Annotated in this window: 25 protein-coding genes; 10 read left to right on the top strand and 15 right to left on the bottom strand. The window is 41.8% G+C overall.

Annotated features, from left to right (window positions below; all coding sequences use genetic code 11):
- Positions 1-54 precede the first annotated feature (54 nt).
- The 3 genes from H5164_RS07530 to H5164_RS07540 all read right to left on the bottom strand — a co-directional run bounded on the left by H5164_RS07530 (position 55) and on the right by H5164_RS07540 (position 1215).
- Positions 55-465 carry a hypothetical protein gene (locus H5164_RS07530; RefSeq protein ID WP_182755630.1) on the bottom strand — a complete coding sequence of 137 codons (411 nt, stop codon included), beginning with the start codon at positions 463-465 and terminating at the stop codon, positions 55-57.
- A gap of 44 nt (positions 466-509) precedes the next feature.
- Positions 510-686: a DUF3012 domain-containing protein gene (locus H5164_RS07535; RefSeq protein ID WP_082707351.1), complete on the bottom strand. Its 177-nt coding sequence runs from the start codon at positions 684-686 to the stop codon at positions 510-512.
- A 163-nt stretch (positions 687-849) separates the two neighbouring features.
- Positions 850-1215 carry an STAS/SEC14 domain-containing protein gene (locus H5164_RS07540; RefSeq protein WP_124015177.1) on the bottom strand — a complete coding sequence of 122 codons (366 nt, stop codon included), beginning with the start codon at positions 1213-1215 and terminating at the stop codon, positions 850-852.
- Positions 1216-1536: 321 nt separating this feature from the next.
- Between H5164_RS07540 and arfB the strand changes: the two genes are divergently transcribed.
- The 4 genes from arfB to H5164_RS07560 all read left to right on the top strand — a co-directional run bounded on the left by arfB (position 1537) and on the right by H5164_RS07560 (position 4053).
- Positions 1537-1953 carry an alternative ribosome rescue aminoacyl-tRNA hydrolase ArfB gene (arfB, locus tag H5164_RS07545; protein WP_124015178.1) on the top strand — a complete coding sequence of 139 codons (417 nt, stop codon included), beginning with the start codon at positions 1537-1539 and terminating at the stop codon, positions 1951-1953.
- A 156-nt stretch (positions 1954-2109) separates the two neighbouring features.
- Positions 2110-2556, top strand: a complete 447-nt coding sequence (gene aroQ, locus H5164_RS07550) for a type II 3-dehydroquinate dehydratase (protein WP_182723575.1) — start codon at positions 2110-2112, stop codon at positions 2554-2556.
- Positions 2557-2574: 18 nt separating this feature from the next.
- Entirely contained in the window at positions 2575-2970 is a 396-nt protein-coding gene (locus tag H5164_RS07555) for a DUF3859 domain-containing protein (RefSeq protein ID WP_182741209.1), read from the top strand.
- 75 nt (positions 2971-3045) lie between these two features.
- Positions 3046-4053 carry a class I SAM-dependent rRNA methyltransferase gene (locus tag H5164_RS07560; RefSeq protein WP_182696788.1) on the top strand — a complete coding sequence of 336 codons (1008 nt, stop codon included), beginning with the start codon at positions 3046-3048 and terminating at the stop codon, positions 4051-4053.
- Positions 4054-4194: 141 nt separating this feature from the next.
- Here the strand turns inward: H5164_RS07560 and H5164_RS07565 are convergent, their stop codons facing one another.
- Positions 4195-5955 (bottom strand): alkaline phosphatase, encoded by a 1761-nt coding sequence (locus H5164_RS07565; RefSeq protein ID WP_182696789.1) that lies wholly within the window; start codon positions 5953-5955, stop codon positions 4195-4197.
- A gap of 373 nt (positions 5956-6328) precedes the next feature.
- Here H5164_RS07565 and H5164_RS07570 point away from each other — a divergent pair, with 373 nt between their 5' ends.
- A complete protein-coding gene (locus H5164_RS07570) occupies positions 6329-6751 on the top strand; it encodes an organic hydroperoxide resistance protein (RefSeq protein ID WP_182696790.1) in 423 nt (140 codons plus the stop codon).
- A 123-nt stretch (positions 6752-6874) separates the two neighbouring features.
- On the opposite strand, the gene H5164_RS07575 is transcribed toward H5164_RS07570, so the two are convergent.
- The 4 genes from H5164_RS07575 to H5164_RS07590 all read right to left on the bottom strand — a co-directional run bounded on the left by H5164_RS07575 (position 6875) and on the right by H5164_RS07590 (position 10882).
- Positions 6875-8053 carry a tetratricopeptide repeat protein gene (locus H5164_RS07575; RefSeq protein ID WP_182755437.1) on the bottom strand — a complete coding sequence of 393 codons (1179 nt, stop codon included), beginning with the start codon at positions 8051-8053 and terminating at the stop codon, positions 6875-6877.
- Positions 8054-8249: 196 nt separating this feature from the next.
- Complete coding sequence (locus H5164_RS07580) at positions 8250-9260, bottom strand: LLM class flavin-dependent oxidoreductase (protein ID WP_182755439.1); 1011 nt, start codon at positions 9258-9260, stop codon at positions 8250-8252.
- A gap of 34 nt (positions 9261-9294) precedes the next feature.
- Positions 9295-9819, bottom strand: a complete 525-nt coding sequence (locus H5164_RS07585; RefSeq protein ID WP_124015186.1) for a DUF3087 domain-containing protein — start codon at positions 9817-9819, stop codon at positions 9295-9297.
- 295 nt (positions 9820-10114) lie between these two features.
- Positions 10115-10882, bottom strand: a complete 768-nt coding sequence (locus H5164_RS07590; protein WP_124015187.1) for an SDR family NAD(P)-dependent oxidoreductase — start codon at positions 10880-10882, stop codon at positions 10115-10117.
- 105 nt (positions 10883-10987) lie between these two features.
- Between H5164_RS07590 and H5164_RS07595 the strand changes: the two genes are divergently transcribed.
- Positions 10988-11323: a helix-turn-helix domain-containing protein gene (locus tag H5164_RS07595; RefSeq protein WP_124015188.1), complete on the top strand. Its 336-nt coding sequence runs from the start codon at positions 10988-10990 to the stop codon at positions 11321-11323.
- Positions 11324-11368: 45 nt separating this feature from the next.
- Here H5164_RS07595 and H5164_RS07600 read toward each other — a convergent pair whose 3' ends face one another.
- Positions 11369-12841, bottom strand: a complete 1473-nt coding sequence (locus tag H5164_RS07600) for an MBL fold metallo-hydrolase RNA specificity domain-containing protein (RefSeq protein ID WP_124015189.1) — start codon at positions 12839-12841, stop codon at positions 11369-11371.
- A 369-nt stretch (positions 12842-13210) separates the two neighbouring features.
- Between H5164_RS07600 and H5164_RS07605 the strand changes: the two genes are divergently transcribed.
- Positions 13211-14419 carry a porin gene (locus H5164_RS07605; RefSeq protein ID WP_182741203.1) on the top strand — a complete coding sequence of 403 codons (1209 nt, stop codon included), beginning with the start codon at positions 13211-13213 and terminating at the stop codon, positions 14417-14419.
- Positions 14420-14570: 151 nt separating this feature from the next.
- On the opposite strand, the gene H5164_RS07610 is transcribed toward H5164_RS07605, so the two are convergent.
- Together H5164_RS07610 and H5164_RS07615 are read right to left on the bottom strand one after the other, a co-directional pair.
- Positions 14571-15080 (bottom strand): peptidylprolyl isomerase, encoded by a 510-nt coding sequence (locus H5164_RS07610; protein ID WP_182755441.1) that lies wholly within the window; start codon positions 15078-15080, stop codon positions 14571-14573.
- Positions 15081-15174: 94 nt separating this feature from the next.
- Entirely contained in the window at positions 15175-16515 is a 1341-nt protein-coding gene (locus tag H5164_RS07615) for a M20 family metallopeptidase (protein WP_182755443.1), read from the bottom strand.
- 152 nt (positions 16516-16667) lie between these two features.
- Between H5164_RS07615 and H5164_RS07620 the strand changes: the two genes are divergently transcribed.
- Positions 16668-17186, top strand: a complete 519-nt coding sequence (locus tag H5164_RS07620) for a GNAT family N-acetyltransferase (RefSeq protein WP_182755445.1) — start codon at positions 16668-16670, stop codon at positions 17184-17186.
- 657 nt (positions 17187-17843) lie between these two features.
- Positions 17844-19745: an EAL domain-containing protein gene (locus tag H5164_RS07625; protein WP_182755446.1), complete on the top strand. Its 1902-nt coding sequence runs from the start codon at positions 17844-17846 to the stop codon at positions 19743-19745.
- 81 nt (positions 19746-19826) lie between these two features.
- On the opposite strand, the gene H5164_RS07630 is transcribed toward H5164_RS07625, so the two are convergent.
- From H5164_RS07630 to H5164_RS07640, 3 genes are all read right to left on the bottom strand, one after another.
- Entirely contained in the window at positions 19827-21038 is a 1212-nt protein-coding gene (locus H5164_RS07630; RefSeq protein WP_182755448.1) for a hybrid-cluster NAD(P)-dependent oxidoreductase, read from the bottom strand.
- Between the two features lie 113 nt (positions 21039-21151).
- Positions 21152-22810, bottom strand: a complete 1659-nt coding sequence (gene hcp, locus H5164_RS07635; protein WP_182755450.1) for a hydroxylamine reductase — start codon at positions 22808-22810, stop codon at positions 21152-21154.
- A gap of 382 nt (positions 22811-23192) precedes the next feature.
- Positions 23193-24179 (bottom strand): DUF4382 domain-containing protein, encoded by a 987-nt coding sequence (locus H5164_RS07640; protein ID WP_182723588.1) that lies wholly within the window; start codon positions 24177-24179, stop codon positions 23193-23195.
- Positions 24180-24454: 275 nt separating this feature from the next.
- Between H5164_RS07640 and H5164_RS07645 the strand changes: the two genes are divergently transcribed.
- Positions 24455-25123 (top strand): DUF3157 family protein, encoded by a 669-nt coding sequence (locus H5164_RS07645; RefSeq protein ID WP_182755452.1) that lies wholly within the window; start codon positions 24455-24457, stop codon positions 25121-25123.
- 144 nt (positions 25124-25267) lie between these two features.
- Here H5164_RS07645 and H5164_RS07650 read toward each other — a convergent pair whose 3' ends face one another.
- Complete coding sequence (locus tag H5164_RS07650; protein WP_124015199.1) at positions 25268-25528, bottom strand: DUF5062 family protein; 261 nt, start codon at positions 25526-25528, stop codon at positions 25268-25270.
- Positions 25529-25708 lie beyond the last annotated feature (180 nt).

Consider the following 25708-nt stretch of genomic DNA (forward strand, 5'->3'; position numbering starts at 1 on the left):
CAATGTGAGCAGATCAAGGTGCAGATCTAAACAATAAAAAGCTGTTTAACAGGATTAAGCTATCGGAGGACGATAAGTCGGAAAAGATTCTGGAGCTAAGTAGTGCAGGCTAACATTGGCATAAGCATCATGAAAATGCTCATGGGTGATATTATCGCTAAGCATAGCAAGTGCCACATGACCGCCATGACACTGGCAATCTAAGCACACATCAACGCGCTCAATATCGGTACTACTGGCAGCATGCTGATGATCATCATTAACAGAATGAATACCTAAGCCGTCGAGCGCACAGGCACAGTCGACACATTCAGCAAGGGTAATCACTTCGGTGGTAAATTGCAGATGTGGGTGGTTATTTTGCTCTTCGTTACTGTTGCCCGCATGCAACTGATGCGCGCCCATGTTGGCGCCTACAAATTGAAGTAGCACAATGGCAATCAGTAATTTGGCTATACTAGCCATAAAAGGCAAAACGCGATAACTCAACCACCCACTCCTAAACAATATTATTTAAATACGCAGTGCTTGGCATAATCGGCAGCTTCATTAGCAGTCCAATCACCACTTTGTTTTTCTTTCATTTGCTTACACCATGCTTCACTACCCACTTCAGGGGCGCATGCCGTTAAACTAAGCGTTAACAATAACGCACTTGATACGGCAAAAAGCTTTGATAATGACATAAGTAATCCTGTTCTAGAGTAATCGATTAATACTAAGGCCTACTGACCTTTAAAGATGAATTTTGCAACAGTTGCTGATAATTTGCTACTAGCTAACGCTTATGATGAGTCATTTTCGCCATAAATAATCGTTAGCAATATAAAAGCTGCTACCACACGGCTTCTAGCACGCAGAACGTTTGGCAATCCAAGAGACAGCATCTTGCTTACGCTCTAATGGGAACCATGCTACTTCGCCTTGCATAAATGGCCCCATCAACCTAACCGAATTACCCACCCAATCAGGGCCACCGACAAACACTAGCGCATCAAACTCAGGTAACTGCACTTCACCACTGCCGGTTAATGAACCAAATTCCCAGCCTTCGAGTAATACATCAGCTTCAATATACAGACACACTTGATTCCAATCTTTACGGTAACTCTTAATGGCAGGTTGTAAACGGGTACGATAATCTTGTGCCGATAAACGGCCACTGACAAATAAACTAATCACACCCTTGGAAATATCGGGAATTTGACACAACATAACGGCAACTCCAGCCTTGTAATCAGGCCATAGAACAGACTTTATACGGTGATGTAATCGTGTAAAGCCACAATGGCGCTAATAATAGCAAAACTATTCTATTCATTTCATTAAATATGTAATAACTCAGAGGCCAATCAGAATTTTAGTTGCTCCGAGCCAACTGATCAGACTAGAGATGGTCCAATGACAACACTGAAAAGTTTGTCCAATTACGGTAGAATAGGCCAATACCACATAAAATAAACCCTCGTACTTTTGAAATATTAAGTATAAGAATAGGTTTATCGATAATCAATTTAAGGGGACGACCACACCCGAATGATACAAATTACTCAACGAGTCATATTGCAAGACAACGAAATTGAATGGCAATTTGTCCGCTCAAGCGGTGCGGGTGGCCAGCACATTAATAAAGTCTCTACCGCCGCTCAACTCACCTTTGATATTGCCTCATCGTCTTTACCTGAGTTTTATCAACAAAAACTGCTCGAAAAAGCCGACCATCGCATAACTAAAAGCGGTAAGATCATTATAAAGTGCCAGCAATCACGCAGCCAAGATTTTAACCGTCAAACGGCATTAGAACAGTTTATTGAACTGGTAAAAAGCGTGGGTATTGTGCAAAAAGCTCGTATCCCTACCAGGGCAACAAAAGGCAGTCAAAAACGACGTATTGAAACAAAGAAACAACGCGGTGCCACTAAGGCAATGCGCCAAAATAAATCTGACTATTAATAAAAAGTGTCTCTTCCATCGCTCAATCGTTTAACCTTATGCGCGAGTTGAGCATTTTTTGGTTTACCTAATAACCGTCTTCGGTAAGAATGCTTGTTAACCGCTTTTGTGCTGCAGATTAAATCGACTTACTTTGCGATGTTTACAGGAACCATTATGAGCCAAACCCTAAAAATTTTATTGATCAACGGTCCTAATTTAAATCTACTTGGCCGTCGCGAACCGGGGCATTACGGTCACCAAACCCTGACAACTATTGTTGACGAGTTAAGCAAAAATGCGGCCCTAGCTGGCGTTCAACTTGAACATATTCAGTCCAATGCTGAGTACCAGCTTATTGATGCGATTCATGCAACTGATGCACAATTTATTATTATCAATCCTGCTGCTTTTACTCACACCAGTGTTGCTCTGCGCGATGCGATACTCGGCGTGGCTATTCCATTTATTGAAGTGCATTTATCCAACGTACATGCCCGTGAGCCATTTAGACACCATTCGTACTTTTCTGACAAAGCCCTGGGCGTGATTTGTGGCTTAGGCGCACAAGGTTATGAATTCGCGTTACAAGCGGCAATTAAACACTTAAATGATCAACACTAGAGTGAATAAGGGTAGCGCTTGAGTAAATTAAAAGCGGATGTCAGTATTATTTACAGTGGGATTTTTAGCCAGTGGGACAATAGTAGTGACGAGCTACCGCGCTTGTTACAGGCAACGGTCCATGTGCCCGCCCTTATCGATACTGAATTTGGCTTTATCACTCGCATCAAAAAAGCCAAAAACCAGATACTAACTTACTGTATTTATCATCCTGACATTCCTGACGATGACGGTAACATTCGCCCACCGTTTGAGGGTGAAGTGTTTATCAAGGAAAATGATTGGCGCTTTTATCTGGGTGATTGCATCTGGGCGCCGGTTAACAACAAACTTGGTAACTGGCGCATGACATTAACCCTCAATGGCAAAATCATTGCCGACAAAACCTTTAAGGTATACCTGCCTGAGGAATAGTCTCTGCCGTAAGTTCACTAAATGGGAATGTTTGCTATAATCCGCGCCAATTGCCACACCATTTAACGAGCCCCCATGTCTATTCAAGCTGTTTTAGCCGATGCGCTAGCCAAACGAAGTGCTTTTTTTGAGCAAGCGTCCCACGATAAGACCGATTGTTATCGCGTTTTTCATGGCACTGTTGAAGGTGAAAATGGCTTAAACATCGACCGCTACGGCGATGCATGGTTAATCCAAACCTTTCACCAAACGCTAACGGCGCAACAACTTGAAGACATATCAAGCATCCTTAGCGCCCATGCTGATTTCCATATCGTATATAACGATCGCTCAGGCAGCCATTCTCGCATTGCTAACCATAGCGAAAATGAAGCCCAAGATTACTCACAATCACCCCAAGTTATCCATGAAAATGGTATAGCCTTTACCTCTAAATTACGTCATGAAGGTCAAGACCCACTACTGTTTTTAGACATGCGCATTGGCCGCGAATTTGTTCGCAACAATAGCCAAGATAAAACCGTATTAAATCTGTTTTCATATACGTGTGGCATTGGTATTGCTGCGGCAATGGGCGGCGCGCGACGCGTCATGAATGTCGACTTCTCATCGTTTGCATTGGCTGCTGGGCAAAAAAATGCCGAGTTAAATAATGTCACTGATGTGTGTGAGTTTGTCCAAAGTGATGCGTTTCCGGCACTGCGTCAATTAGCCGGTTTACCTATCGGCGGACGTCGTAATCAAAAACTGCCAAAATACCCAAAACTGCGCGCGACTCAATTTGATTTAGTGTTTTTAGATCCCCCGCGTTTTGCCAAGAGTGCTTTTGGTATAGTCGATCTGGTCAATGATTACCAAGGCCTATTTAAGCCAGCAGTGCTGACAACTAAAGCCGGTGGCACTATAGTTTGCTGTAATAATGTCGCTAAAGTGGATCGCCAAGCATGGTACGACAGCTTAGTGCGTTGTGTTGAAAAACAAGGCCGCACAGTCACTAGCAGCCAGTGGCTTCACTGTCACCCTGACTTCCCCGCCTTTGATGACAATCATCCATTAAAAATCGTCGCCTTGACGATAAATTAATTTTCGTTATCTGCTTTATGGATAATGCATTCAGCCACCTAAAGGTGGCTGAATGTTATCTCTCATATAAATGAGCGCTTATCGGTGAGTAAATAGGCGTAAATGGCCACGGCCTAAATTGCGACCATTATCCAAGCATTATTACACCGCAGTCACTTTAGGATTACCTGCTGTGCTGGTGGCGCTGAAGCCACGCGCTTCTAAACGAGCAAAGGTTTTATCTAAAATAGTATCTACATACTGCCAATCACTGCGCACTTCATCTTGCGTAAAGCTCAGCAATAAATAACCGCGGTCTTTTAAATTGGCATATTTAAGATCGGCAATCAAACTCACAATGGCGGCTTCTGTTGACGGCATTTCAGCATCTGACAATCCCAAATAATACTCAAGCCCAGGAGAAGATACCGAACTGGTGGCAAATTCTATTCCTACGACATCCCCGCCACTGTCAGTTAATTCACTCGCCCATGCATTGTGGGTATCACCAGCAATAACCACCAAGTTGTGATTTAACGATTTCGCGGTTGCTAAAATCACTTCACGCTCGTAAGCATAACCATCCCAAGCATCTAAATTATATGGAATAGCAGGTAATTGAAGCAGAGCCATAACCTCTGGAGTTAACCTAGCTTGGTTAGCTTGCAAATACGCTAATTCTTCTGCGGTTAATGTTGGGTCACTTGCTTGAGCGCGACCGGCTAATTGCGCGATTCCTGCTAACTCAGCAAACTGCGGAATACTCATTTGTTGAGTTGCAATAGCGGCTGGCATTAACATCTTAGCCATTAACACTTGTTGACCCAATACTTGCCACTTAGCAGTAGACTGCAATAAGGTTTGCTGTAACCACAAAAGCTGTGTTTGGCCTAGCAAAGTACGGTTAGTATCCGTCACATCAGTTAAAAATGTGGCACTGTTAAATGCCCCTGTCGTGGCATCAATGTATTGGCTATATTCTAATTGCTTATCACGAGCCAATACCCGAGTATCGAGCATGTGCAAATCAACCAAATTACCGAAATTGAAACTTCTGTAAATTTCCTCATGGTTACCTTCACTCCATGGTCGAATAGGCAGCCATTCAAAGTACGCTTGCAGTGCGGCTTGTTTACGCAGATCAAAATCACCTTCGCCATCGTTATGATTTTCGGCGCCGTCTTTCCAAGTATCGTTAGCGACTTCGTGGTCGTCCCACACTGTGATAAATGGCACTTTAGCATGCAGTTTTTGTAAACTGGCGTCACTACGATATTGGCTGTAACGGGTGCGATAATCTTCTAGTAGAAATAACTCACCGGCAGGCAGAACTTCACGACCTAGCTCAACGGCATGCTCACTAGCATATTCACCACGAGCGTATTCATATAAATAATCACCTAAATGCACCACAGCGTCTAAATCATCTTGCTGCGCCGCCATTTCGTACACATTAAAGTAACCCGCGGGGAAGTTAGCACATGACATTACCGCTAGCTTTACCGATGCAACACTGCCCTCTGGTAAGGTGCGCGTTTGGCCAATTTCTGACACTGTATCGCCAGCTTTAAAACGATAAAAATACTGCTGTCCCGCTTCAAGTCCGACCGCGTCAACTTTAACGGTATAATCACGGTCTTTAGTCGTTGTCATTTGGCCGTTAGTGACTAACTGAGTAAACTTACTGTCGGTGGCAACCTCCCATGAAACGGTAACCTCAGCGTCAACATCAGGCGTAACACGGGTCCATAAAATCACCGCATCGGTGGCGGGATCGCCACTGGCAACACCTTGTAAAAACTGAGCCGATACTGCATCGTCATCATCACTACCGCAGCCCATTAATCCATACGACACGACTACCGCGCCTACGCCTTTGGCTGACATTGCCAGAAAATCTCGACGATTTACAAACCGTTTCATAGCCTATCCTTTTTATCGTTAGCTGTTATATGGCGATGCTTAGCATCGCCTAAGAGGTCTAATGAGATGCTATTGTGAAAGCAAATGATGACATAAAGGTGACAGAAGAATGACAAGCTAATCAAATTGATACCGCAATGAAAATACTCTTTACGCCAATCAAATCGTGATAGGCAGACATAATAGAAAATTAAATTGCACACAATGTAGTTGCAAAAGTAAAAAACTAGGCCTATAGTGAACACAATTAGATTGCACACAACCTAATATCGTTAACCAGTTAATGATGAGCTATCTACACAATTTAGATATCAGCCAGGGCAATCAACAGAATTGATACAACAATATCTTTAACTACTTTATGAGGTCTATTATGAAAGCGTTATACACAACTTCAGCTACAGCTCTTGCAGGTCGTAATGGCCAAGTTTCTACCGACGACAAAAAAGTCGATTTACAATTAAGCTACCCAAAAGAAATGGGTGGTAGTGGTGAGTTTACTAACCCAGAACAGTTATTTGCTTCAGGTTATGCAGCGTGTTTTTCTAACGCAATTTTGCATGTCGCTGGCCAAACTAAAGTGGCTATCAAGGCAGCTCCAACCACAGCGACGGTCGGTATTGGCGCCAATGATAATGGTGGCTTTGCATTGACAGTGGCACTAGCCGTTGAACTTGATTTAGACCAAGCAGAAGCTGAACAGTTAGTTAAAACAGCGCACCAAGTTTGCCCATACTCAAACGCAGTACGTGGCAATATTGATGTAAAGTTAACCGTAAATGGCCAAGCTATTTAAGCTGTTATAAATTAGTTTCACTGATTTAAACATAAAAAAACCAAGACATCTGTCTTGGTTTTTTTATGTTAATGTCAAAGGTTGTCATGCTTGTAAGCTACTGTGGTATGAAGCGTCAAAAAGCTAATCAGACACATTGTTTAACATATCTAATTTGGCTAAATAATGCTTTTTACTGTCTGGCATATCAGTCAGTTCTATCGCTTTTTTTAATATTTTCTGAGCCTTTTCTGTATTGCCTAGGCCCAATTGAGCTCTGGCTAGCGCAAAATAAGCCGGATGGAAATAAGGCGCGTTATCGATAAACTTTTCTAGGAAAGTGACTGTGGTTTGATAATCTTTGAACTCCAATGCCTCAATACCCAAACTGTAGTAGCTATATGGGTTACTCGACTCAAGCGACAACAAGTATTGGTCGATCTTTTTTGCTGCTACAACTCTATTTTGTAATTCCAGTAATAGGCGATAATTACTTAATACTGCCAAGGAATTCGGCTTAATATCAAGGGCATGCAGGTAGAGTTTTTCAGCTGTCTGTTCGTCGCCTAAGCGCCGATGAGTAATGGCCATCATATTGATCAAAGCATCATAATCTGGCGCTAGCATTAACCCTCGCTCAAGTAATATAAAAGCAAATTCATACTGTTTTGCTAGCATGGCATCGGCCGCTAAATTACGATAAAACATCGCTAAAAATTCAGATTCAGAGACGATGGCACCAGTGCGATCAAAACGATCCGGAAAATAATCAATCACAGTAGCAGTACCGCCACTAAAAAAATGCCCACTTGGTTTCTCGTCATACAAAAACGTGCGCACATGGTCTGAGGTGACAAGAATATCTGAAGTAATATTGGTCAATATTGGCGCAGCATGAACCACTTGAAACACCGGATATACATTCAATTCTTTTGCAACTGAATAGGTCAATAATGCCAATGCCATACAATTACCAGATTGATTCTTCCATGACTCAGTACTGGTATAATTTTTGCCTTCATAATTAAAATTAGTCATTTTATGCTTAATGAACTCAGACACTTTTAAGCGATTGGGCAGTGCTTTAATATTATCTTTGGCAATAAATGCAGCTAATTCTTGTCGCTGTGCTTCAGACAGATACGTCAGACTAGCAATCTCAGGGACATTTTCAGTAGCAGTGGAATGGATCAGTGCTTGATTAAACTGTGGTAAATCAGAAGCGTGTTGGCTATTTTTTGAATGGACAGAGCAAGCGCTAAGTAAAACAGTACAGAATAATAAGGCAAGCTTCGGGTTGCATAAACGCTTAACGCTCAACATTGGCAACATTCCGTGTAGTCATTGATTAACTTAATATGAATCAATTCAATCAACATGGCAAGGCAACCCAAATAGCCATATTAGAAATCATTCGCGCCCACTTTATTAATGAACACTGATTTGTCATGACATAAAAAAAGCGCTCACAAGCTGTGAGCGCTTTAATCCATCTTTACGGGATGTGATTCAAACTATTTTATTGTTTCACACTCATTAAAATATCCAGGGCACGTAAACGATGCTCGCTGTCATACAAATCATTAGTAAACATCAACTCATCAATACCAAGCTGTTCAACAAACACTTCTAGACGATGTTTAATGGTTGCGGGTCCACCGCAAATAGACAAACTTAAAAAGCTATCAACATAGTTTTTTTCTTGTTCGCTCCATAAACCATCCATGCTGTCGATTGGTGGCTTAAGCCACATCTCTTGACCACGAATTAATGCTAAAATACGTTGTTTAGAGGTCGTACTAAGATGCTGAGCCTCAGCATCGGTAGGCGCGGCCACTAAAGGCAAACCCACCATCACATAAGGTTTATCCAATACTGAAGAAGGAGTAAATTCTCGTCGATAAAGCGCTATGGCATCAGACAGAAAACGTGGTGCGAAGTGGCCTGCAAACACATAAGGCAAACCACGCTGAGCGGCTAATTTAGCACTGAATAAGCTAGAGCCTAATAACCAAATCGGCACATTGGTATCCTCTCCAGGGATCGCCCGCACTGCTTTATCGTGACGGCTTTCACGCTGTTGACTTGGGCCGAGTAACGACTGCAACTCGCTCACTTCATCAGGAAAATGCTCTGCCCTTTGATTATCACGATTAAGCGCTAAACTGGTCACCGGATCACTGCCTGGTGCGCGGCCCAGGCCTAAATCAATTCGTCCCGGATACAAGCTAGCCAAAGTGCCAAACTGCTCTGCTACCACTAAAGGAGGATGATTGGGCAACATAATACCACCAGCACCAACACGAATGTGCTTGGTACCGCCGGCAATGTAACCTATTAAAATCGAAGTAGCCGAACAAATAATGCCCGGCATATTGTGGTGCTCTGCTAACCAAAAACGATTAACACCAAGGCTTTCGGCGTGTTGGGCATAACGCAAACTGCCTTGTAAAGTGTCTGATATGGTGGAATCTTCGCGCATCGGCGCAAGTTCGAGTAATGAAAAAGGAATATCTGCCAATATTGACATCATGGCTCCTTATTGTAGGTAAAAATAGAGGGTACTAAAAAGCTTGCAACATCCCGGGAGTAAACTCTTCTACATCAATTGAATATCCAGCAGCATCAATACACTGTTGGAGTTTATCCAATTCATTATTGACGTTTGATATAGTTAAGGTGTTGTTATCTAAGTTATAAACTAACGATAAACTTTGATAATAGAAACTCAGTATCACTAACGCATCGCGATTATTATCTTTGGCGGCTTGTTGTACTGATTTTAGTTTACGGAAAATTTTGTTTTGTAGCTGCTTTAACTGCCACACGTAATACACTTCATAAAACCTTGGCTTATGACGTAAATTGCGAACTAATAAACTACACGCCATTATCGCTAAAATAAAACCGGTAAAGTTCAGATGGAAATTGCCCGTCGACTCAACACCCGCGAGCTGTTTAACGCCAAAGAAATAAATCATCAGTTGCCCAAACACCAAAGATAAAATAGCCAGTGTTGCCACTAAGCCGATTTGCACTTGATTGTTAACTGAACGGTATCGGCTTTTATCTATGTTAACTAACTTCATCACGCTGCTCACATCACTTATTTGTGCATAGCTTAACGTGTCAGAGTGATTTATAGAATGAAATATTAACGCTTATTAAATGTGATTTAATCTAATCAGCCTCAAAAGATGACCTCTGCTAACAAAGGGCGAACCAGATCGCCCCTTGCCAACTAACATCGAACATTAATACCCCAACCTGCGCATTAGCGCATCGCGACAACTTAATCGTCGGATACTCAACACTGGGTTAGATATTAGGACGATAGCCAAACAGTAACGACCATGGCGACTGCATTGGCCTTTTGAAGTATAACTAGTTACGGCCAGCCATTACGCCGCCATCAATATCCCACACGGCTCCGGTCACCCAAGATGCTTGCTCTGATAACAAAAACACTATGCTATTAGCAACATCGGTCGGACTGCCCACTCTGCCGATAGGATGAAATGCATTAAAGCTTTCAAGCACACCGGTCATATCTTGCGGTTCAATAAATGCTTCATAAATTGGCGTGCTTACAACCGCTGGCGATACTGCATTAACTCGAATATGACTGTCTGCCAGTTCCATTGCCATGTGTTGAGTTAACGCATGTAAACCTGCTTTAGCCATAGAATAGGCACTTGATGGTGTGGCTTTGATGGCTTGTTTAGCCCACATAGACCCAATATTCACTATGCTGCCACCGCCATGTTTAACCATGTTTTTAGCAGCGGCTTGGGAAATAACAAAAATCGCTTTGTTAAGTTCCATATAAATATCGTAATCACTCACTTGATGCTCTAAAAATGGCTTAGGATTAAAGTATCCAGCGGCATTCACTAAGTGTGCAATATGATGATCAGTTGCGTCGATCATCTTGAGCAAACGCGCTAAGTCTTCTGCGTCGTATAAATTAGCTTGAAATCCGCTAACATGTCCTAATGATGATAGCTGCGCCACTGCCGCATTAAGCTTATCAGCCTTGTTACCCACAATAATGGTATCAATACCTTGAGTGACTAATTGCTTAGCCGTTTCAAAACCAATACCACTCGTACCGCCAATAATTAGCGCTGTTTTTGAAGTTAAATTCGTCATGTGTTCGCACCTAATGTAATAGTAATTGTGGTAAGCTTATTGGTAAACTATCCTTTTGAATAGTAAGTACAAATCGGTTGCATGGGTACTTTTAGGTACATATTAATGAATACAAACGAAAAATTATTTACCCGAAAATCGGCGCCAGAAAAAAGTGCTCGTATGGTTGAAACCATTTACGGCTGCAAATGGTCGTTAACTGTGTATCAGTTATTGGCTAATAACATCAATCGCCCTGGTGAAATGGTCAAATCGGTTGAAGGCCTGAGCACTAAAGTGTTGAATCAATGCCTAAAGAAAAACATCGAATTCGGCATCTTAAATAAAACCAACTACCCTGAAATCCCACCTAGAGTAGAATATGAGGTAACCGAGTTTGGGCAAAAGTTTATGCGTATTTTAGATGATATTGAAAAACTGCAACACGAAATTGATGCTTAGCCCGCAGGCTAAGCAATCGATCACCTAATAACACATTAACTCGAGTCACGTTTCTGGTGTCTCATTAGATTCACTTGCCTTATTCAGCCATACCAACTCAGGCAAAGCGTTTAAATCTAAGCAATCTCCGCGCTGGGCAATGGCACTATTTTTCGGTTTATGAGTGGCATCTTGATTCAATGCTTCAATTAATACTTGTTGCGCTTTTGACTCACCATGCACCAAAATCACCGGGGGGGCTTGATGAAAATGCTGATACCAACTCAATAATTCGGTTTGATCGGCATGAGCAGATAAGCCCCCCACAGTATGAAGACGGGCAGCCACCTTAACGCTCTGGCCATGAATAGTGAGTTCTGTTGCCCCATCCACTAATAGTCGCCCGGGTGTACCTAGTGCCTGAAAACCACAAATAATAATATCGGCTTCGGTACGCCACAAATTATGCACAAAATGATTGCGAATACGGCCGCCATTACACATACCGCTGCCCGCAATAATAATCAGCCCTTTATGAATATCATTTAGCTCTATCGACTCTTCGGTACTATTAATAAACTCAGCGCAAGACAACAAGGGATGCTTCCCGGGAGATAAGCGGGTAAAGCGCTTAAAATCATCGTCCATTAATGGGTAATTATTAACATATATCTCAGTAGCCTTTATCGCCATAGGGCTGTCTAAGCAAATACGCCAACCAGATAAATCCCACTCTTTGGCATATAAATGAAACAAATATAACAACTCTTGGGCACGCCCAACCGAAAACGCGGGAATTAAAATATTGCCACGACTCTGATGAATCGTATCTTTAAAGATGGATTTCAACTCGACCAAGGTATCTTGCCAACTGCGGTGAGATCTATCGCCATAGGTGCTTTCCATCAACACCAAATCGGCTTGTTCAATAAAGGTTGGGTCATCCAATATAGGCATGCCTGCTCGGCCTAAGTCACCACTAAACACCAGTTTTTTTTGCTCAGGTTTATTGCCTAACCACAACTCAACCACAGCAGAACCTAGAATATGCCCGGCATCAGACAAACAAACTTCTACCGCATCGGCAACCTGCACTCGTTGACCGTAATCTACCACCTCAAATTGTGCCATCACTTGATCGACATCTTTCTCAGTAAATAACGGCTCAAGCAGCGCTAAATCATGTTTAGCTCGTTTTTTATTTTGCCTGTCGGTATCTCTTTCTTGCAGCATGGCCGCATCGCGCAACATGACATCACATAACTGCGCAGTGGCTTTTTGAGTATAAATGGGGCCAGTAAAACCCTGATTAATCAAATAAGGCAAACGGCCGGAATGATCAATGTGTGCATGGCTTAATACTACTGCATGGATTTGTGTCGCATCGAATGGAAAAGGATCGTGATTACGTAACGCGTCAGCTTTACTCCCTTGAATTAAGCCACAATCAAGCAGCACTTGCTGTCCATTGACCGTGAGTAAATGGCAAGATCCAGTGACCTCTTCCGTTGCGCCGAAAAACTGCAAAGTCATGTGCATAGTGTTGCTCCCGAAAAATCGATAACAGTGCCTAATTAAGCGTATGACATTTGAAGAATAAAGTAGCGATCTACATCAAATTAATTATAGATAAAATGCACACCACTATGACTGGGTAAAAAACTACCTTACATGCATAAGCAACCACCAATTAACATTTGCTTACAATTATTAACTGACACCTAACTCGCTATTAACACGAGCTTTAGCTAAGTCATTGAACAATGCATTTTATGATGTATATCGCCTTTTTTGAGCATATTTCACTTTGTTAGTCGACTGATGGTTTGCTACTCTCCGTCGTCTCAATGGAAAGATATATTAACGGACTAAGCTGTGCTTACTCAAATAACAAGACAAGAGATTAAAATGAATAAAACTTTAGTTGCAGCATTGATTTCAACCATTCTGGTTATCCCTTCGGCCTCAGCAATCGAAATTTATAAAGATGATGTCAATGCTGTTAAAATTGGCGGATTTATCGATGCGCGCGTCATCAATACCCAAGGCGAAACAGAAGTTGTTAACGGTGCTTCTCGAATTAATTTTGGTTTTAGTCGTCAATTACAAAATGATTGGAAAGCATACGCTTTGCTTGAATGGGGTGTAAACCCTGTAGGCAGCACAGATATTGTGTATAACAACCGCTTTGAATCAATCCAAGAAGAGTTTTTCTATAACCGTCTTGGCTATGCAGGTTTATCACACGACAAATACGGTAGCATCACAATTGGCAAGCAGTGGGGTGCTTGGTATGACGTGGTATACAGTACCAACTATGGTTTTGTGTGGGACGGTAACACTGCCGGTGTTTACACTTATAACAAAGATGACGGCGCGGTAAACGGTGTTGGTCGTGGCGACAAAACCGTTCAATATCGTAACAGTTTTGGCGATGTCAGTTTTGCAGTACAGGCGCAACTTAAAAACAGCGCTTTCTATACTTGCGATATTGAAAATATTACTCAAGATGCCTGTGAAGAATTATGGGCAGCAAGTTCACCTTCTGCGCAACAAGTTGAGTATAACTACACCTATGGTGGTGCAGTAACTTATCAAGCAACAGACAAATTAGTGTTAACTGCTGGTGTTAACCGCGGTGAGTTTGATGTGACCTTTGGTAATGGCACTTCATCTACTGCTGTTGATCTTATTTACGGCATGGGCATTACTTGGGGCAACTTTGACCAGAATGGTTTTTATGCTGCTGCCAACGTCAACAAAAATGAAAATCATGACACAGACAATATCGGCCGTTTAATTAACGACGCTGTAGGTCTTGAATCATTATTCTCATACAAGTTTGATAACAATATTCGTACGTTCTTGTCGTATAACATATTGGATGCTGGCACTAACTATGTCATCCAACCTAACTATAATGCTGACCCAAATGACATGTTCAAACGTCAGTTTTTCGTAGTAGGTTTACATTATGTATTTGATCCAGATACTGTTGTGTATATTGAAGCGCGTCGTGATTACAGCGATTTCACCAGCGCAGACAAAGCACAACAAGCAAGAATGGAAGTGTCTGAAGATGACGGCGTTGCCATTGGTATCCGTTTCACACTTTAATGTAATTTGGTGTTAATTGCCGATCAAAAAAAGGTTCGACATCACTGTCGAACCTTTTTTATATTTATGCCTTTAAGCACAGACCAAAACTGAAACGTTAAGTAAGTTAATTGATTCAAGTCACTGAATCAAAACTCTTAAATCAACAATCTCAAGCCACAGTTTTTTCGTCAATAATAGTCACTTTCTCAACAATAATAGGTTCACGCGGCACATCTTCATGGCCAGCCATGGTGGTAGTTTTCACCCGCTCCATTTGCTGAATAACATCCATCCCCGCTGTGACTTTAGCAAATACAGCATAACCCCAGCCAGCATTAGTCATGGCTGCATGGTCGAGAAAATCATTGTCGGCAACATTAATGAAGAACTGCCCAGTAGCAGAATGTGGTGCATCTGTTCGCGCCATCGCTAATGTGCCGATCACGTTTTTCAAGCCTTTATTGGCTTCATTGGCAATCGGGTCACGAGTGGGTTTTTCTTTCATTTTGGCAGTTAAGCCACCACCTTGCACCATAAAGCCTTTAATCACTCGATGAAATATCGTTCCGTCATAAAAGCCGTCTTGGCAATATTTTAAAAAGTTCTTTGATGAAACTGGCGCGCGTTCCATTTCCAGTTCTACGGTAAAATCGCCAAGATTAGTTGTAAAAACAATCATATACTGCCCACGGGGTTAAAAATGAGAATAGTCGCCATTATAGCTGCTATTCCACTTATCGCTAAAGGAAATCCTATCGCTGAACACTTGGCATTTATTGCGCTGGCTGATTAAATAAATCCATCGCGGTGCGCGTCATCGCTCTTACACCAGTGCGAATCGTTAACGGATAATCTGGTGCAAACTGACTCGAATGCAAAGACGGTAAGGTATCGCCAGACTCAAGGCTAGCTTGATACAGGCTAGGGTCGACCCCGCCAAGCCAAAATAAGGTAATAGGACGTTTCTCTGGTGTGAGTCCATATAAACCAAAATCTTCGCCAGCCATTACGGGCGGTGCTACCAGCACATTATCACGACCTAACTCGGCTTCAATACTGGCTTTAACCTTAGCGGCTAATGAGGGATCGTTATACGTTGAAGGGATAGTTTCATCATCATGCACATACACCACAGGCATAAGGTCATCAGGCAAACCTGAACTTATTGCGATACCCGAAGTAATCCGTTTAATCGCCGCTATTTGCTGTTCACGAACCTTAGGATTGTAAGAGCGTAATGTCAGTTGCAGCTTGACCTCATCGGAAATAATATTGTGCTTTGATCCACCATGGATCGAGCCAACAGTTACCACATTAGGCTCTAATGGTGACACTTCGCGGCTAACAATGGTTTGCAGTGCAAGTACGGTGCGCGCAGCAATAACAACCGGATCTATGGTTGCGTGCGGATAAGCGCCATGGCCGCCTTTCCCCTTAATGGTAATATCAACCGAATCAACATTCGCCAAGGCATAACCGCTTACGGTGCCGACTTTTCCTGCTGGAATTGCTGCACTAACATGTAAACCAATAATACTATCTGGTGTTGGGAATTGATCAAATAACCCCTGTTTAAGCATGGCTTTTGCACCACCACCGACCTCCTCTGCTGGTTGAGCCACCATCATTAACGTACCTTGCCAATCGGCTTTGTGAAGCATCAATTGTTGTGCTGTGCCAATTAAACTGGTCATGTGAATGTCATGGCCACAACCATGCATAATCCCCACGGTATTATTACTGGCATCTACTGTGGTCACGGTCGAGGCATATTCTTTGCCCGTTTGTTCAATAATAGGTAAGCCATCGATGTCAGCGCGGATCATCACCACTGGCCCATTACCATTTTTAACAATGCCAACCACACCATAACCACCAAAATTTGACGTCACTTCAAAACCGAGTTGTTTAAGCTCTTGCGCCATACGTTGACTAGTGGCTTTTTCTTGATATGACAATTCAGGGTGTTGATGCAAATGTAAATAAAGCTGCTCAAGTTTAGGCAAGGCTTTAGTGACAGATTGATCAAGTTCACTTGCAGCTGCTGTCAATGACAGTGACGCAGCTGAAATCGCTAACGCTAATAACGGGTAAACAACACGAAGGCAGGCCATATTATTCTTAATTGTCGGAAATTGAATATGTTAACCTACCACAAGCTTAGGCCACTTTGTAATGGGTTGTAATTTCCTGGCACTCGCTTAAAAGATTAACTCATTGTGGTCATACAGAGGATAAGCAGGGAAACCAATCAAAAGGAAAAATAATGAAAGTCATTACTGAAACGCCAAGGTTAATTATTCGCGAATTTACTCTTGAAGACGCTCCTGCAGTATTGCACTTTAATACCCCTGAGCAGGTTAATCGTTACACTGGCGATGCGGGAATGTGCACAAGGTTGCAAGATGCAGAAAACATCATTCGTGATATTTGGTTAGTTGAATATCAACAGTACGGTTTTGGTCGTTGGGCTGTGGTCCTTAAAGATAGCAATACTGTTATTGGGTTTTGCGGTTTTAAAAATGAAATCCGCATCAATGCCATTGATATTGGCTACCGCTTACATCCAGATTATTGGGGGATAGGTTTAGCCACTGAAGCTAATAAGGCTTGTATTGAATACGCAAACAAACATATGAATTTAGACATTGTTTATGCCGATGTAGCCGATGCCAACAGCGGTTCAATTAATGTTGCGACTAAACTAGGAATGACCTACCACTCCCAATACCAAGATGGCGAGTTGACCTTCAATCGTTATGTGATGTCATTTAACAACAACTAACGACCTTTTATCCCAAGTTCAAGTTAAGTACTCAATTTAACAAAAGCTCTAACCGCAAATTGCTTGCCTGCTTTGCCAATAAAGCAGGCTTTATGATCCAAGCTGACGATTAGCCAAGCTCATGTTTCACTATCAAGTCCAGCTTATAAAAAAAGCAAATTTGATTATAAAATAAGCGCTTGTAAGCAAAGAGATAAAAGTCATTTTTGAATGATTTTTTTATACACTAAATTAAACACTATCAATGCCAAGCTAATCCATATAACCAGACCAGCTGTGCTCGAACTCGCGACAAAAACATTAATAACCAACATAGTGATAGTATTTTATGTTAGTTTGTTATTGTACGTTGTAAGGGATCGATGCGAGATTCATGGATGAAAGAGTAGCTACGGCAGTTAGCCCGTTATGTAGCATCACAATGGACTCTTTAGAAATTACCCAACCAGTATTTCCCTTCATTCAAGACCTCACACTATCTCGTTGCACTTTACACAAAACTTTTAAGCATTTGATTTTAAAATAATTTGTAACGATTCACTATTTTAAATGTTAATAATCTCGAATTCGCCAATGTTACAGAGTGGCGACCTGTTGACGTATCTCGTTACGTACAAACAGTATGTTTTTTGAGTAACAATAAAATAAGAGGTCATAATGTTGTTGAAAAATAACACCATTTCAATACCGCCAGAAATGCTAACGTCTTGGCAAACGGCTGTCGACCTCATCGCCAAGGTCGCTAAAGTGCCAGCATCATTAATCATGAAACTTCATGCTAATGAAGTGGAAGTCTGTGTCGCCAACAATAACAACGATAACCCATATACACCCGGGATGAAGGGCAAGCTAGGCCATGGCTTATATTGTGAATCAGTGATTAAACAGCAAACTGAATTACACGTTGAGAATGCATTAAACGACCCCCTTTGGAGCCAAAATCCAGATCTTGCCCATGGGATGATTTCTTATTACGGCTTACCACTCAATTGGCCCAACGGCGAGACCTTTGGCACCATTTGCGTATCAGACAAAAAAGCAAAAGGCTACTCCGCCGACATCATCATGCTATTGGAGTGCTTTCGTAAAAATGTTGAAAGTAATCTAGAAATACTTGATCAAAAGGAAAAACTGGTACAAGCCAACTTACTATTAGAAACTCGTATTGCGCAGCGGACTTTTGAATTAGAGAAGCTTAACAATGAATTAATGCAAGAAATCGACTCACGAGTTGCAGCGGAAAAACTATTAGATATTCAACAACGTTTTGATATTGTTACTGGCTTGCCTAAATTCAATCAGCTCGAAACCATGTTTAACCAACTGACGACAAAAAATGAATTTACCTGTATTTCAGTAATCCATTTCAGCATTACCAACTTAAAAGTCGTTCAAGACGGTTTAGGTTATGACATCAGTGAAAAAGTGCGAAGTATAGTGGCGCAAAAGCTACAACGCTTTATGACGAATAACACCTATATTGCCATTGTTAGTGAGACGACCTTCTGTATCGTTATCACCACAAAAAAACGGCTGTTCGCGGATAAAATAGCGAATTTTTGCTGTCGATTATGTCAGCACTTTGGCCAAGAAATTTATGTCGAAGACTTGTCATTATCCGTTACCACCGCAATGGGAGTCGCATTTTATCCTAACGATGGTAGCCGATTTATGGACCTATCCAGAAAATCCAGTGCGGCTCTGTCTCATTGTGAAACAGGTAATAGTAATAGCTATAAGTTCTTTAACCAAAAAATGGAATCTGAACTGTCTAGTCGCATACAAATGGAATCATTACTAAGAGGCGCACTTAAACGCGATGAGTTGTCGTTACATTACCAACCGTTTGTATGCACACAAAGCAAAAATGTTGTCGGTGCTGAAGTGCTGATAAGATGGCATAACCCAACGTTAGGCCAAGTTTCACCAACTGAATTTATTGAAATTGCAGAACATTCAGGACAGATCATTGAACTGGGTTATTTTGTATTAAGAAGTGCGCTGAAACAATTAGCTTATTGGCGAGAACTCTATAATCAAGATTTTTATCTGGCGATCAATATGTCACCCATACAGCTAAAAGACAGCTACCTGGTCGACAAGATTGTTAACTTGCTTGAGTTATACAAAATACCTGGCCATTTACTTGAAATTGAGCTGACCGAGAATGCGTTAATCCACGATACAGTATGTGCCCAAGATGTATTGAGCAAGTTAAATCAGCACGGGATCCGTTTATCGTTAGATGATTTTGGTACTGGCTATTCGTCACTCAGTTACTTACAACATTATCCGTTTAATTCGGTTAAAATTGATCGCAGTTTTATTTGCAATCTTGATACCTCAGAACAGAGCCGACAGTTAGTCAGCACCATTATTGCCATGGCAAATAACTTACAGTTGTCATTGGTTGCAGAAGGTGTTGAAAATCAATTTCAAGCCGACTTTGTGGCGACACAAGGCGCCAACATATGGCAGGGTTATTATTTGGGTAAACCAGTAGATGCTGATGATTTTGCCCAACAATACTTAATCACCTCGATCACCTCACAAGATTAGTCGTAACCAAGAGTAGACTCGTAGCATTAAATGTTTACTGGCTAAGTGTTGAAGCTATAAATAGGGAGATATTTACCCTAATCACATTTGTAAGCGCACATTCGAGGTTATTTTAGTTGAACAGGCCAACACAAACCCCGCGGAAATTTCGTCTGGCGTTAACGCCATTTGACTAGACGATACTGTGGTGCCTGAAACAACCTGGCATTTACACGCACCGCATACGCCAGAACGACATGCGGCAATTATCGGTATCTTTGCTGACTCGATACCATCAAGTAGGCTTTGATCGCCGCTTAACGGCACCTGTTTGTCACCTATACTCAACATAAACTGCTCGGTTGATGGATTACTTTCTAATGCAGCTTTCAACCCCATGGCACTACTGGCACCAAAGCTTTCTTGATTGAATTGACTCATATCAAATTCGGCAGCTTCAAGCATTAATTTTACTGCCGCCATGTAGGGTTCAGGTCCGCACACAAATACGGTACGCTGTTGATAATCTGGCACTAACTTAACTAAGGTTGCTAAACTTAAACGACCACTTTCACAACTTGTAGAGGCATATTTATCAGTCAAATTTTGCTGATTATCATCAGACTCAAGTACATAATTAAGATTAAAATGTTGGCTACGAGATGCCATCGTCGCCATTGAATTGGCAAACATAATGTCATCGACCGTCTTGGCACTGTGTACAAAGGCAATATCGCTATCGGTGGTGGTATCGCAAAGCCAGCGCGACATAGAATGCATTGGCGTCACACCGCAACCGGCGCTTAAAAATAAGTATTTATCGGCCTCAATGTCGACCAAGTTAAATATCCCATCTGGGCCAGTCACTGTCACTTCATCACCTACGTTGAGCGACTCAGTTAAGTAATTAGACACCACGCCACCAGCGATTTTTTTAATCGTCACCACTAATGAAAATGGTCGTGAAGGTGACGATGAAATAGTGTAACTGCGATAAACCTTGTCGCCATTAATATCTAACTTAAAGGTAATAAACTGCCCCGGTTTAAAACTAAATTTAACCGGTGTAAGGCCCTGAAAGCGAAAGCTGACCACATCGTGGGTTTCATGCCATTTTTCAACACAGCAAAGCTGTACCTCGCCTCGTTGCCAGTTATCGGCAACCAAAAGTGCTTTCTGACTAACCTGTGCTGTAGATTCAAGCGTTGGCGTGGTCTTGATAACGGGGGCCTCGTTAACAGGTGTAACAGATTTAGCCGCTTGGGCACAAAGCGCTTGTGAAAATGAAAAACCAACTGAGGGAGTACTACTCATTTAGATACCTTTAACGCAGTAAAAAACACAGATAGCAATATGAAAATCTCATATCGTTTTAGTCGTAATCGTGCAAACAAGCCTGGCTTAGATGCACGATTGTTATGACAGGATTACGCTACCTTGATCATCGCTTTTAAGTCTGATTCAACATCGGTAGTGGTACGTAAACCAAATTGTTGCTCAAGGATATTGGCCAAGTTTTCAGTTAAGAACCCTGGTGCACTTGGGCCTGTACGAATGTTTTTCACCCCTAGAGATAGCAAGGTTAACAACACTACAATCGCTTTTTGCTCAAACCACGACAACACAATGCTTAACGGTAAATCATTAAGGTCACATTCAAAAATGTCCTTTAACGCTAACGCTAACTGAATCGCCGAATAAGCATCATTACACTGGCCAATATCTAACAAGCGTGGCACACCGTTAATGTCGCCAAATTCCAATTTATTGAATTTGTACTTACCACAACCTAAGGTCAAAATAATTGAATCATCAGGCACAGATTTAGCTAAGTCTGTAAAGTAATTGCGCTCTAATTTGTCACCATCACAACCACCAATTAAGAAGAAGTGCTTAATAGAACCATTCTTAACGTTTTCAACCACTGTTGGTGCTGCAGCCATTAATGCATTGCGAGCAAAACCGATAGTGATAATGTGAGGGATTTCATCATAGATAAAGCCTTCAAGCGCGAGTGCTTTGTTAATCACTTCGCTAAAGTCATCACCTTCAACATGGGTCACACCAGGCCAACCGACAATACTGCGGGTATAAATGCGGTCAGAGTATTCACCCACTGTAGGGTCGATAATGCAGTTTGAGGTCATCACCACTGCGCCAGGGAAAGTGGCGAATTCTTTTTGCTGATTCTGCCAAGCACCGCCGTAGTTACCGACTAAATGCGAGTATTTTTTAAAGGCTGGGTAAGCCAAAGCGGGTAACATCTCACCGTGAGTAAAGACATTAATGCCCTTGCCTTCGGTTTGCTCAAGAATAAGCTCTAAATCTTTCATGTCGTGGCCAGACACTAAAATCGCCTTGCCTTTAACAGATTTTGTATTTACTTGCGTTGGCTCTGGGTGGCCAAATGAGGTGGTTTCGCCTAAATCTAACATCGCCATAATGCGATAGTTTAATTGGCCAATTTCCATTGCTGTAGCAAATAATTTGTCAGCATCAATAGAGTCTTCGCCTAAAAATGCCATGATGTTATGGAACTCAGCAGCCACATCAACGTCAGTTTGATCTAATACGCGAGCATGCTCCATATAAGCAGCCGCACCTTTTAAACCGTATAAACATAATAAACGTAAGCCAAGAATATCTTCATGCACGTCACCACGATTAGGCAGTGCCATGGGTGCTTGGGCTAACATTTCAGGCTTTGAAGCGCCGAGCAATAACTCGCCCTGGGCGCTAACCATTTCTGGCTCTACGCCCTTGCCTTTACAGGCAGCCATATAAGCCACTTTTAATTGGTCACGATAGGTTTGAGCCTGATAGGCATAATCAATTAAACGGTCATCATCAAAGTTGACGTTAGTCAGTGTGGCAAAAAAGGCTTTAGGGACAAACACATCAATGTCGCTGTCTACAATGCCAAACTCACGGGCTTTAACTGCGTAAGCCGACACGCCTTGCAGCATATAAATTAATAAATCTTGAATATCAGACGTCGACGCTAACTTGCCGCACATACCTTGCGAGTAACTACAGCCATTGCCTTCCGGTGTTCTAATGGTTTGCTCACATTGCACACAGAACATAACTCTACTCCTTAAATATTATTCATGTATAAATTTTACATGTTAAGGATGAGTTTACGCTTTACCCTGTAAATCAACAGCCGTTTTTGGCACTAATGTCAGCTTTTATGAGCTACATCACCTTCAGCAATCGCTAATATTAGCGGTTTGTTATTGGGTCATTTCGATGGGGATAACTGAGGTTATGACGCGCAAACATTATTATCGTTCGCAACATAATGAGCATAAATATCGGAAAATAACCTAGCTAGAGTCAGTAAGACATACAAGCAATGATGTCTTACTGATTGTTAGTTGATTGACCAAATCAAATGGGTAAAAAGTCTTGTTAAAAAAATATAACGCATTAATAAAATGATAGAAAGTTCAACTAGCCTCAGCACTAGCCACCATGCCCTTGATGATGGCCACCATTGCCGTTGCCGCACTCATGTATCGTTTGTTGTCCGCCGAGAGGGCCAGATTCAATGGTGATAGCGCCTGCATCTTCATACATAGCAAAAGGCCCTGCGCTAATATCATCAATGATTGGATCATCTAAATGACCTAAACAACTATAACCAACGCGGTAATTGCCTACAGGCAAATAGCCCATTGCAAAATACCAATCTCCATCCGCAGTTTGTAACAATCGGCTCACCGATAACGGAGCCGTTAGCCCTGCTGGATGTGTTGTGCCCATATCGGCCATTTGATCAACAGAGGTGACACTTTCAGGATATAAATAGGCTAAATGATAAAACTCCCCACCAACAGGAGTGACAGCAGCATAGTCAGTTTCACAATTGGCAATCCATTGCGGATCAACCTCGCCAATTAAATGTCCCATTTGACTATTATCCACTGACCACATTGCACTATGACTTAATTGGTATTGTTCCTGCTCCCTTAACAAACCCCGATATAAGTTAATTTCCAACGTCATTACACGTTGTTGGTTAGCAATAATCTCAACATCATCTATTGGTAAATAACCATTTTCAACTTGCAAACTATGACGGCCTTGACCATCTTCAACATAACAACCTTGATTGCCATCACCCTGATCAATTGTCACGTGAACATTATGATATTGGCCAACAGGTAGATCGATATTATCAATGGCAAGATGCCGGTTCATGCCTTGATAATCGAGTAAATTAAACTCCCTATGTTGCAAACTATAACGGTGAATTTCACCCGCTGCGTCTGTCATAACAAGTTCATTCATCACTAATCCTAACCGAGACACTCCAGCCATAGGCGCATCAGACACCCCTAAAGAAAACTGCCCTAAAGGGATAACCTCATCGGTTGTGCTATCGCTGCCACCACAAGCGCTTAGTAATAAAACCGTAGATAACATTAATACTGAATAATAAGTTTTCATCACACGTCCTCTATGTATTCGAAACCCAACCAGTGTTGCGCACAAAGAGGTACCTAAATTTGATCAACATCAACAAACTGCGTTTAAAGCAGTATATTTTTTAACCTTAAATTCACCATCTACAGTGGACTTACGCATAACCTAGCCACAGCGATAAAACCATACTTAACATGAGCGGATATAATATGGATCTACAATCTTACTTTATTTCCAATTCAACGATAAATGTACGTAGAATGGCCAAAGTAGTAACGACTTTCAATCAGGACGAATAGATGAAAACCAAACTTAATGCGCTCGCATCAGCCCTATTTTTATTCCTTGCTCCAGCAGCAATGGCCGCCGATGTCGCGGTGATCACCTTAGAAAATGGCGCCAATGTTCGCCTAAAAGACGATTTCACTTGGGAATACATCATTACTGAAACCGTAACCCAAGCAGAGCTCGCCGCTAAAGCAGGCATCACAGAGCAAACAAGCATAGCAACCCCCGCTACAATTGCACCAGCAGCCCCTGTTGCAGCGCCAAAGGTAACCATGCCCACTGCGCCAGCAGTTAATACTCAGGTATCAACTACCCGTTTAACAGCAACGGCGTTAGCACAGCCAGAATTATTAGCGAGTACGGCTAAAGATGGCATTAAAATCACCCTTGCAGACACAAAATGGAAAGGCGATAAACTCGGCTTAGTGTTCGATTTTGACAGCACCAGCAACGAACATGTCACGGTTGTTGAAGTTGAAGTGAGTTTTTACAATGACATGGGTGAGTTGCTTAAAACAGAAAAGCTTGAAGCCTGGGAAGCGATATTCCGTATGCCAGAAACGTACCTGCGTAAAGGCCAGCATCGTCAAAGTGATGCAATTTGGGTAGAAGGTATTAATAAGCAGCAATGGCAAAAACAGTTGATAAGCTTAAAAATTGTTGAAATTGAATCACGCTAGGTCAATAGCTAACACTAAAGTATCTACGAAATATAACAGTCTGGATTAAAGCCAGTACCAGCAATATAACCTTAACATCAATAAAAAAGCCCAAATGAAATAGCATTTCATTTGGGCTTAATTCTATGGTGCCTGTTGATAACGTTAGTTTAATAACTCATGCTCTTTAGGCAGCTGCTTACTAATCCACAATATCAATTTATGTTTGCGATTCGGGCCATCATCTTTATCTTCGGCTAAGGGCTGAATTAAATTGTCTTGCACTAATAATCGATAAATACACTCGATTTTATCTTTTGGTGAAATGCCTTTGCCAAAATCATCAAAACCACGTTTTTGCGCATATCCCATGCCAATCTCCATCGCGAGCTTGAGCAGTTTTGTATCGTGTTTACCTGCTTTCATCTATCACCCTCATAGTGCTACTTATTGCTATTAAGCTACGCGAATATAGCTAAATTAGCACTACAATTGCGCTCGATTTGCAGCAAAATCTAACAAATATCACTATTGGCAACTTTAGTTACAATAATTAATCTTAGTTAATCCCTTTAACCTTTGCGACAAGGCACAGGCTTGGTATTG

The sequence above is a fragment of the Shewanella sp. SG41-3 genome, assembly GCF_014164545.1.
In the GTDB taxonomy this organism is placed as follows: Bacteria; Pseudomonadota; Gammaproteobacteria; order Enterobacterales; family Shewanellaceae; genus Shewanella; species Shewanella vesiculosa.

What these genes read in the sequence shown, in the direction of transcription:
- H5164_RS07530 (WP_182755630.1), bottom strand. Translation starts at nt 465, where the DNA reads ATGGCTAGTATAGCCAAATTACTGATTGCCATTGTGCTACTTCAATTT.
- H5164_RS07535 (WP_082707351.1), bottom strand. Translation starts at nt 686, where the DNA reads ATGTCATTATCAAAGCTTTTTGCCGTATCAAGTGCGTTATTGTTAACG.
- H5164_RS07540 (WP_124015177.1), bottom strand. Translation starts at nt 1,215, where the DNA reads ATGTTGTGTCAAATTCCCGATATTTCCAAGGGTGTGATTAGTTTATTT.
- arfB (WP_124015178.1), top strand. Translation starts at nt 1,537, where the DNA reads ATGATACAAATTACTCAACGAGTCATATTGCAAGACAACGAAATTGAA.
- aroQ (WP_182723575.1), top strand. Translation starts at nt 2,110, where the DNA reads ATGAGCCAAACCCTAAAAATTTTATTGATCAACGGTCCTAATTTAAAT.
- H5164_RS07560 (WP_182696788.1), top strand. Translation starts at nt 3,046, where the DNA reads ATGTCTATTCAAGCTGTTTTAGCCGATGCGCTAGCCAAACGAAGTGCT.
- H5164_RS07565 (WP_182696789.1), bottom strand. Translation starts at nt 5,955, where the DNA reads ATGAAACGGTTTGTAAATCGTCGAGATTTTCTGGCAATGTCAGCCAAA.
- H5164_RS07570 (WP_182696790.1), top strand. Translation starts at nt 6,329, where the DNA reads ATGAAAGCGTTATACACAACTTCAGCTACAGCTCTTGCAGGTCGTAAT.
- H5164_RS07575 (WP_182755437.1), bottom strand. Translation starts at nt 8,053, where the DNA reads ATGTTGAGCGTTAAGCGTTTATGCAACCCGAAGCTTGCCTTATTATTC.
- H5164_RS07580 (WP_182755439.1), bottom strand. Translation starts at nt 9,260, where the DNA reads ATGTCAATATTGGCAGATATTCCTTTTTCATTACTCGAACTTGCGCCG.
- H5164_RS07585 (WP_124015186.1), bottom strand. Translation starts at nt 9,819, where the DNA reads ATGAAGTTAGTTAACATAGATAAAAGCCGATACCGTTCAGTTAACAAT.
- H5164_RS07590 (WP_124015187.1), bottom strand. Translation starts at nt 10,882, where the DNA reads ATGACGAATTTAACTTCAAAAACAGCGCTAATTATTGGCGGTACGAGT.
- H5164_RS07595 (WP_124015188.1), top strand. Translation starts at nt 10,988, where the DNA reads ATGAATACAAACGAAAAATTATTTACCCGAAAATCGGCGCCAGAAAAA.
- H5164_RS07600 (WP_124015189.1), bottom strand. Translation starts at nt 12,841, where the DNA reads ATGCACATGACTTTGCAGTTTTTCGGCGCAACGGAAGAGGTCACTGGA.
- H5164_RS07605 (WP_182741203.1), top strand. Translation starts at nt 13,211, where the DNA reads ATGAATAAAACTTTAGTTGCAGCATTGATTTCAACCATTCTGGTTATC.
- H5164_RS07610 (WP_182755441.1), bottom strand. Translation starts at nt 15,080, where the DNA reads ATGATTGTTTTTACAACTAATCTTGGCGATTTTACCGTAGAACTGGAA.
- H5164_RS07615 (WP_182755443.1), bottom strand. Translation starts at nt 16,515, where the DNA reads ATGGCCTGCCTTCGTGTTGTTTACCCGTTATTAGCGTTAGCGATTTCA.
- H5164_RS07620 (WP_182755445.1), top strand. Translation starts at nt 16,668, where the DNA reads ATGAAAGTCATTACTGAAACGCCAAGGTTAATTATTCGCGAATTTACT.
- H5164_RS07625 (WP_182755446.1), top strand. Translation starts at nt 17,844, where the DNA reads ATGTTGTTGAAAAATAACACCATTTCAATACCGCCAGAAATGCTAACG.
- H5164_RS07630 (WP_182755448.1), bottom strand. Translation starts at nt 21,038, where the DNA reads ATGAGTAGTACTCCCTCAGTTGGTTTTTCATTTTCACAAGCGCTTTGT.
- hcp (WP_182755450.1), bottom strand. Translation starts at nt 22,810, where the DNA reads ATGTTCTGTGTGCAATGTGAGCAAACCATTAGAACACCGGAAGGCAAT.
- H5164_RS07640 (WP_182723588.1), bottom strand. Translation starts at nt 24,179, where the DNA reads ATGAAAACTTATTATTCAGTATTAATGTTATCTACGGTTTTATTACTA.
- H5164_RS07645 (WP_182755452.1), top strand. Translation starts at nt 24,455, where the DNA reads ATGAAAACCAAACTTAATGCGCTCGCATCAGCCCTATTTTTATTCCTT.
- H5164_RS07650 (WP_124015199.1), bottom strand. Translation starts at nt 25,528, where the DNA reads ATGAAAGCAGGTAAACACGATACAAAACTGCTCAAGCTCGCGATGGAG.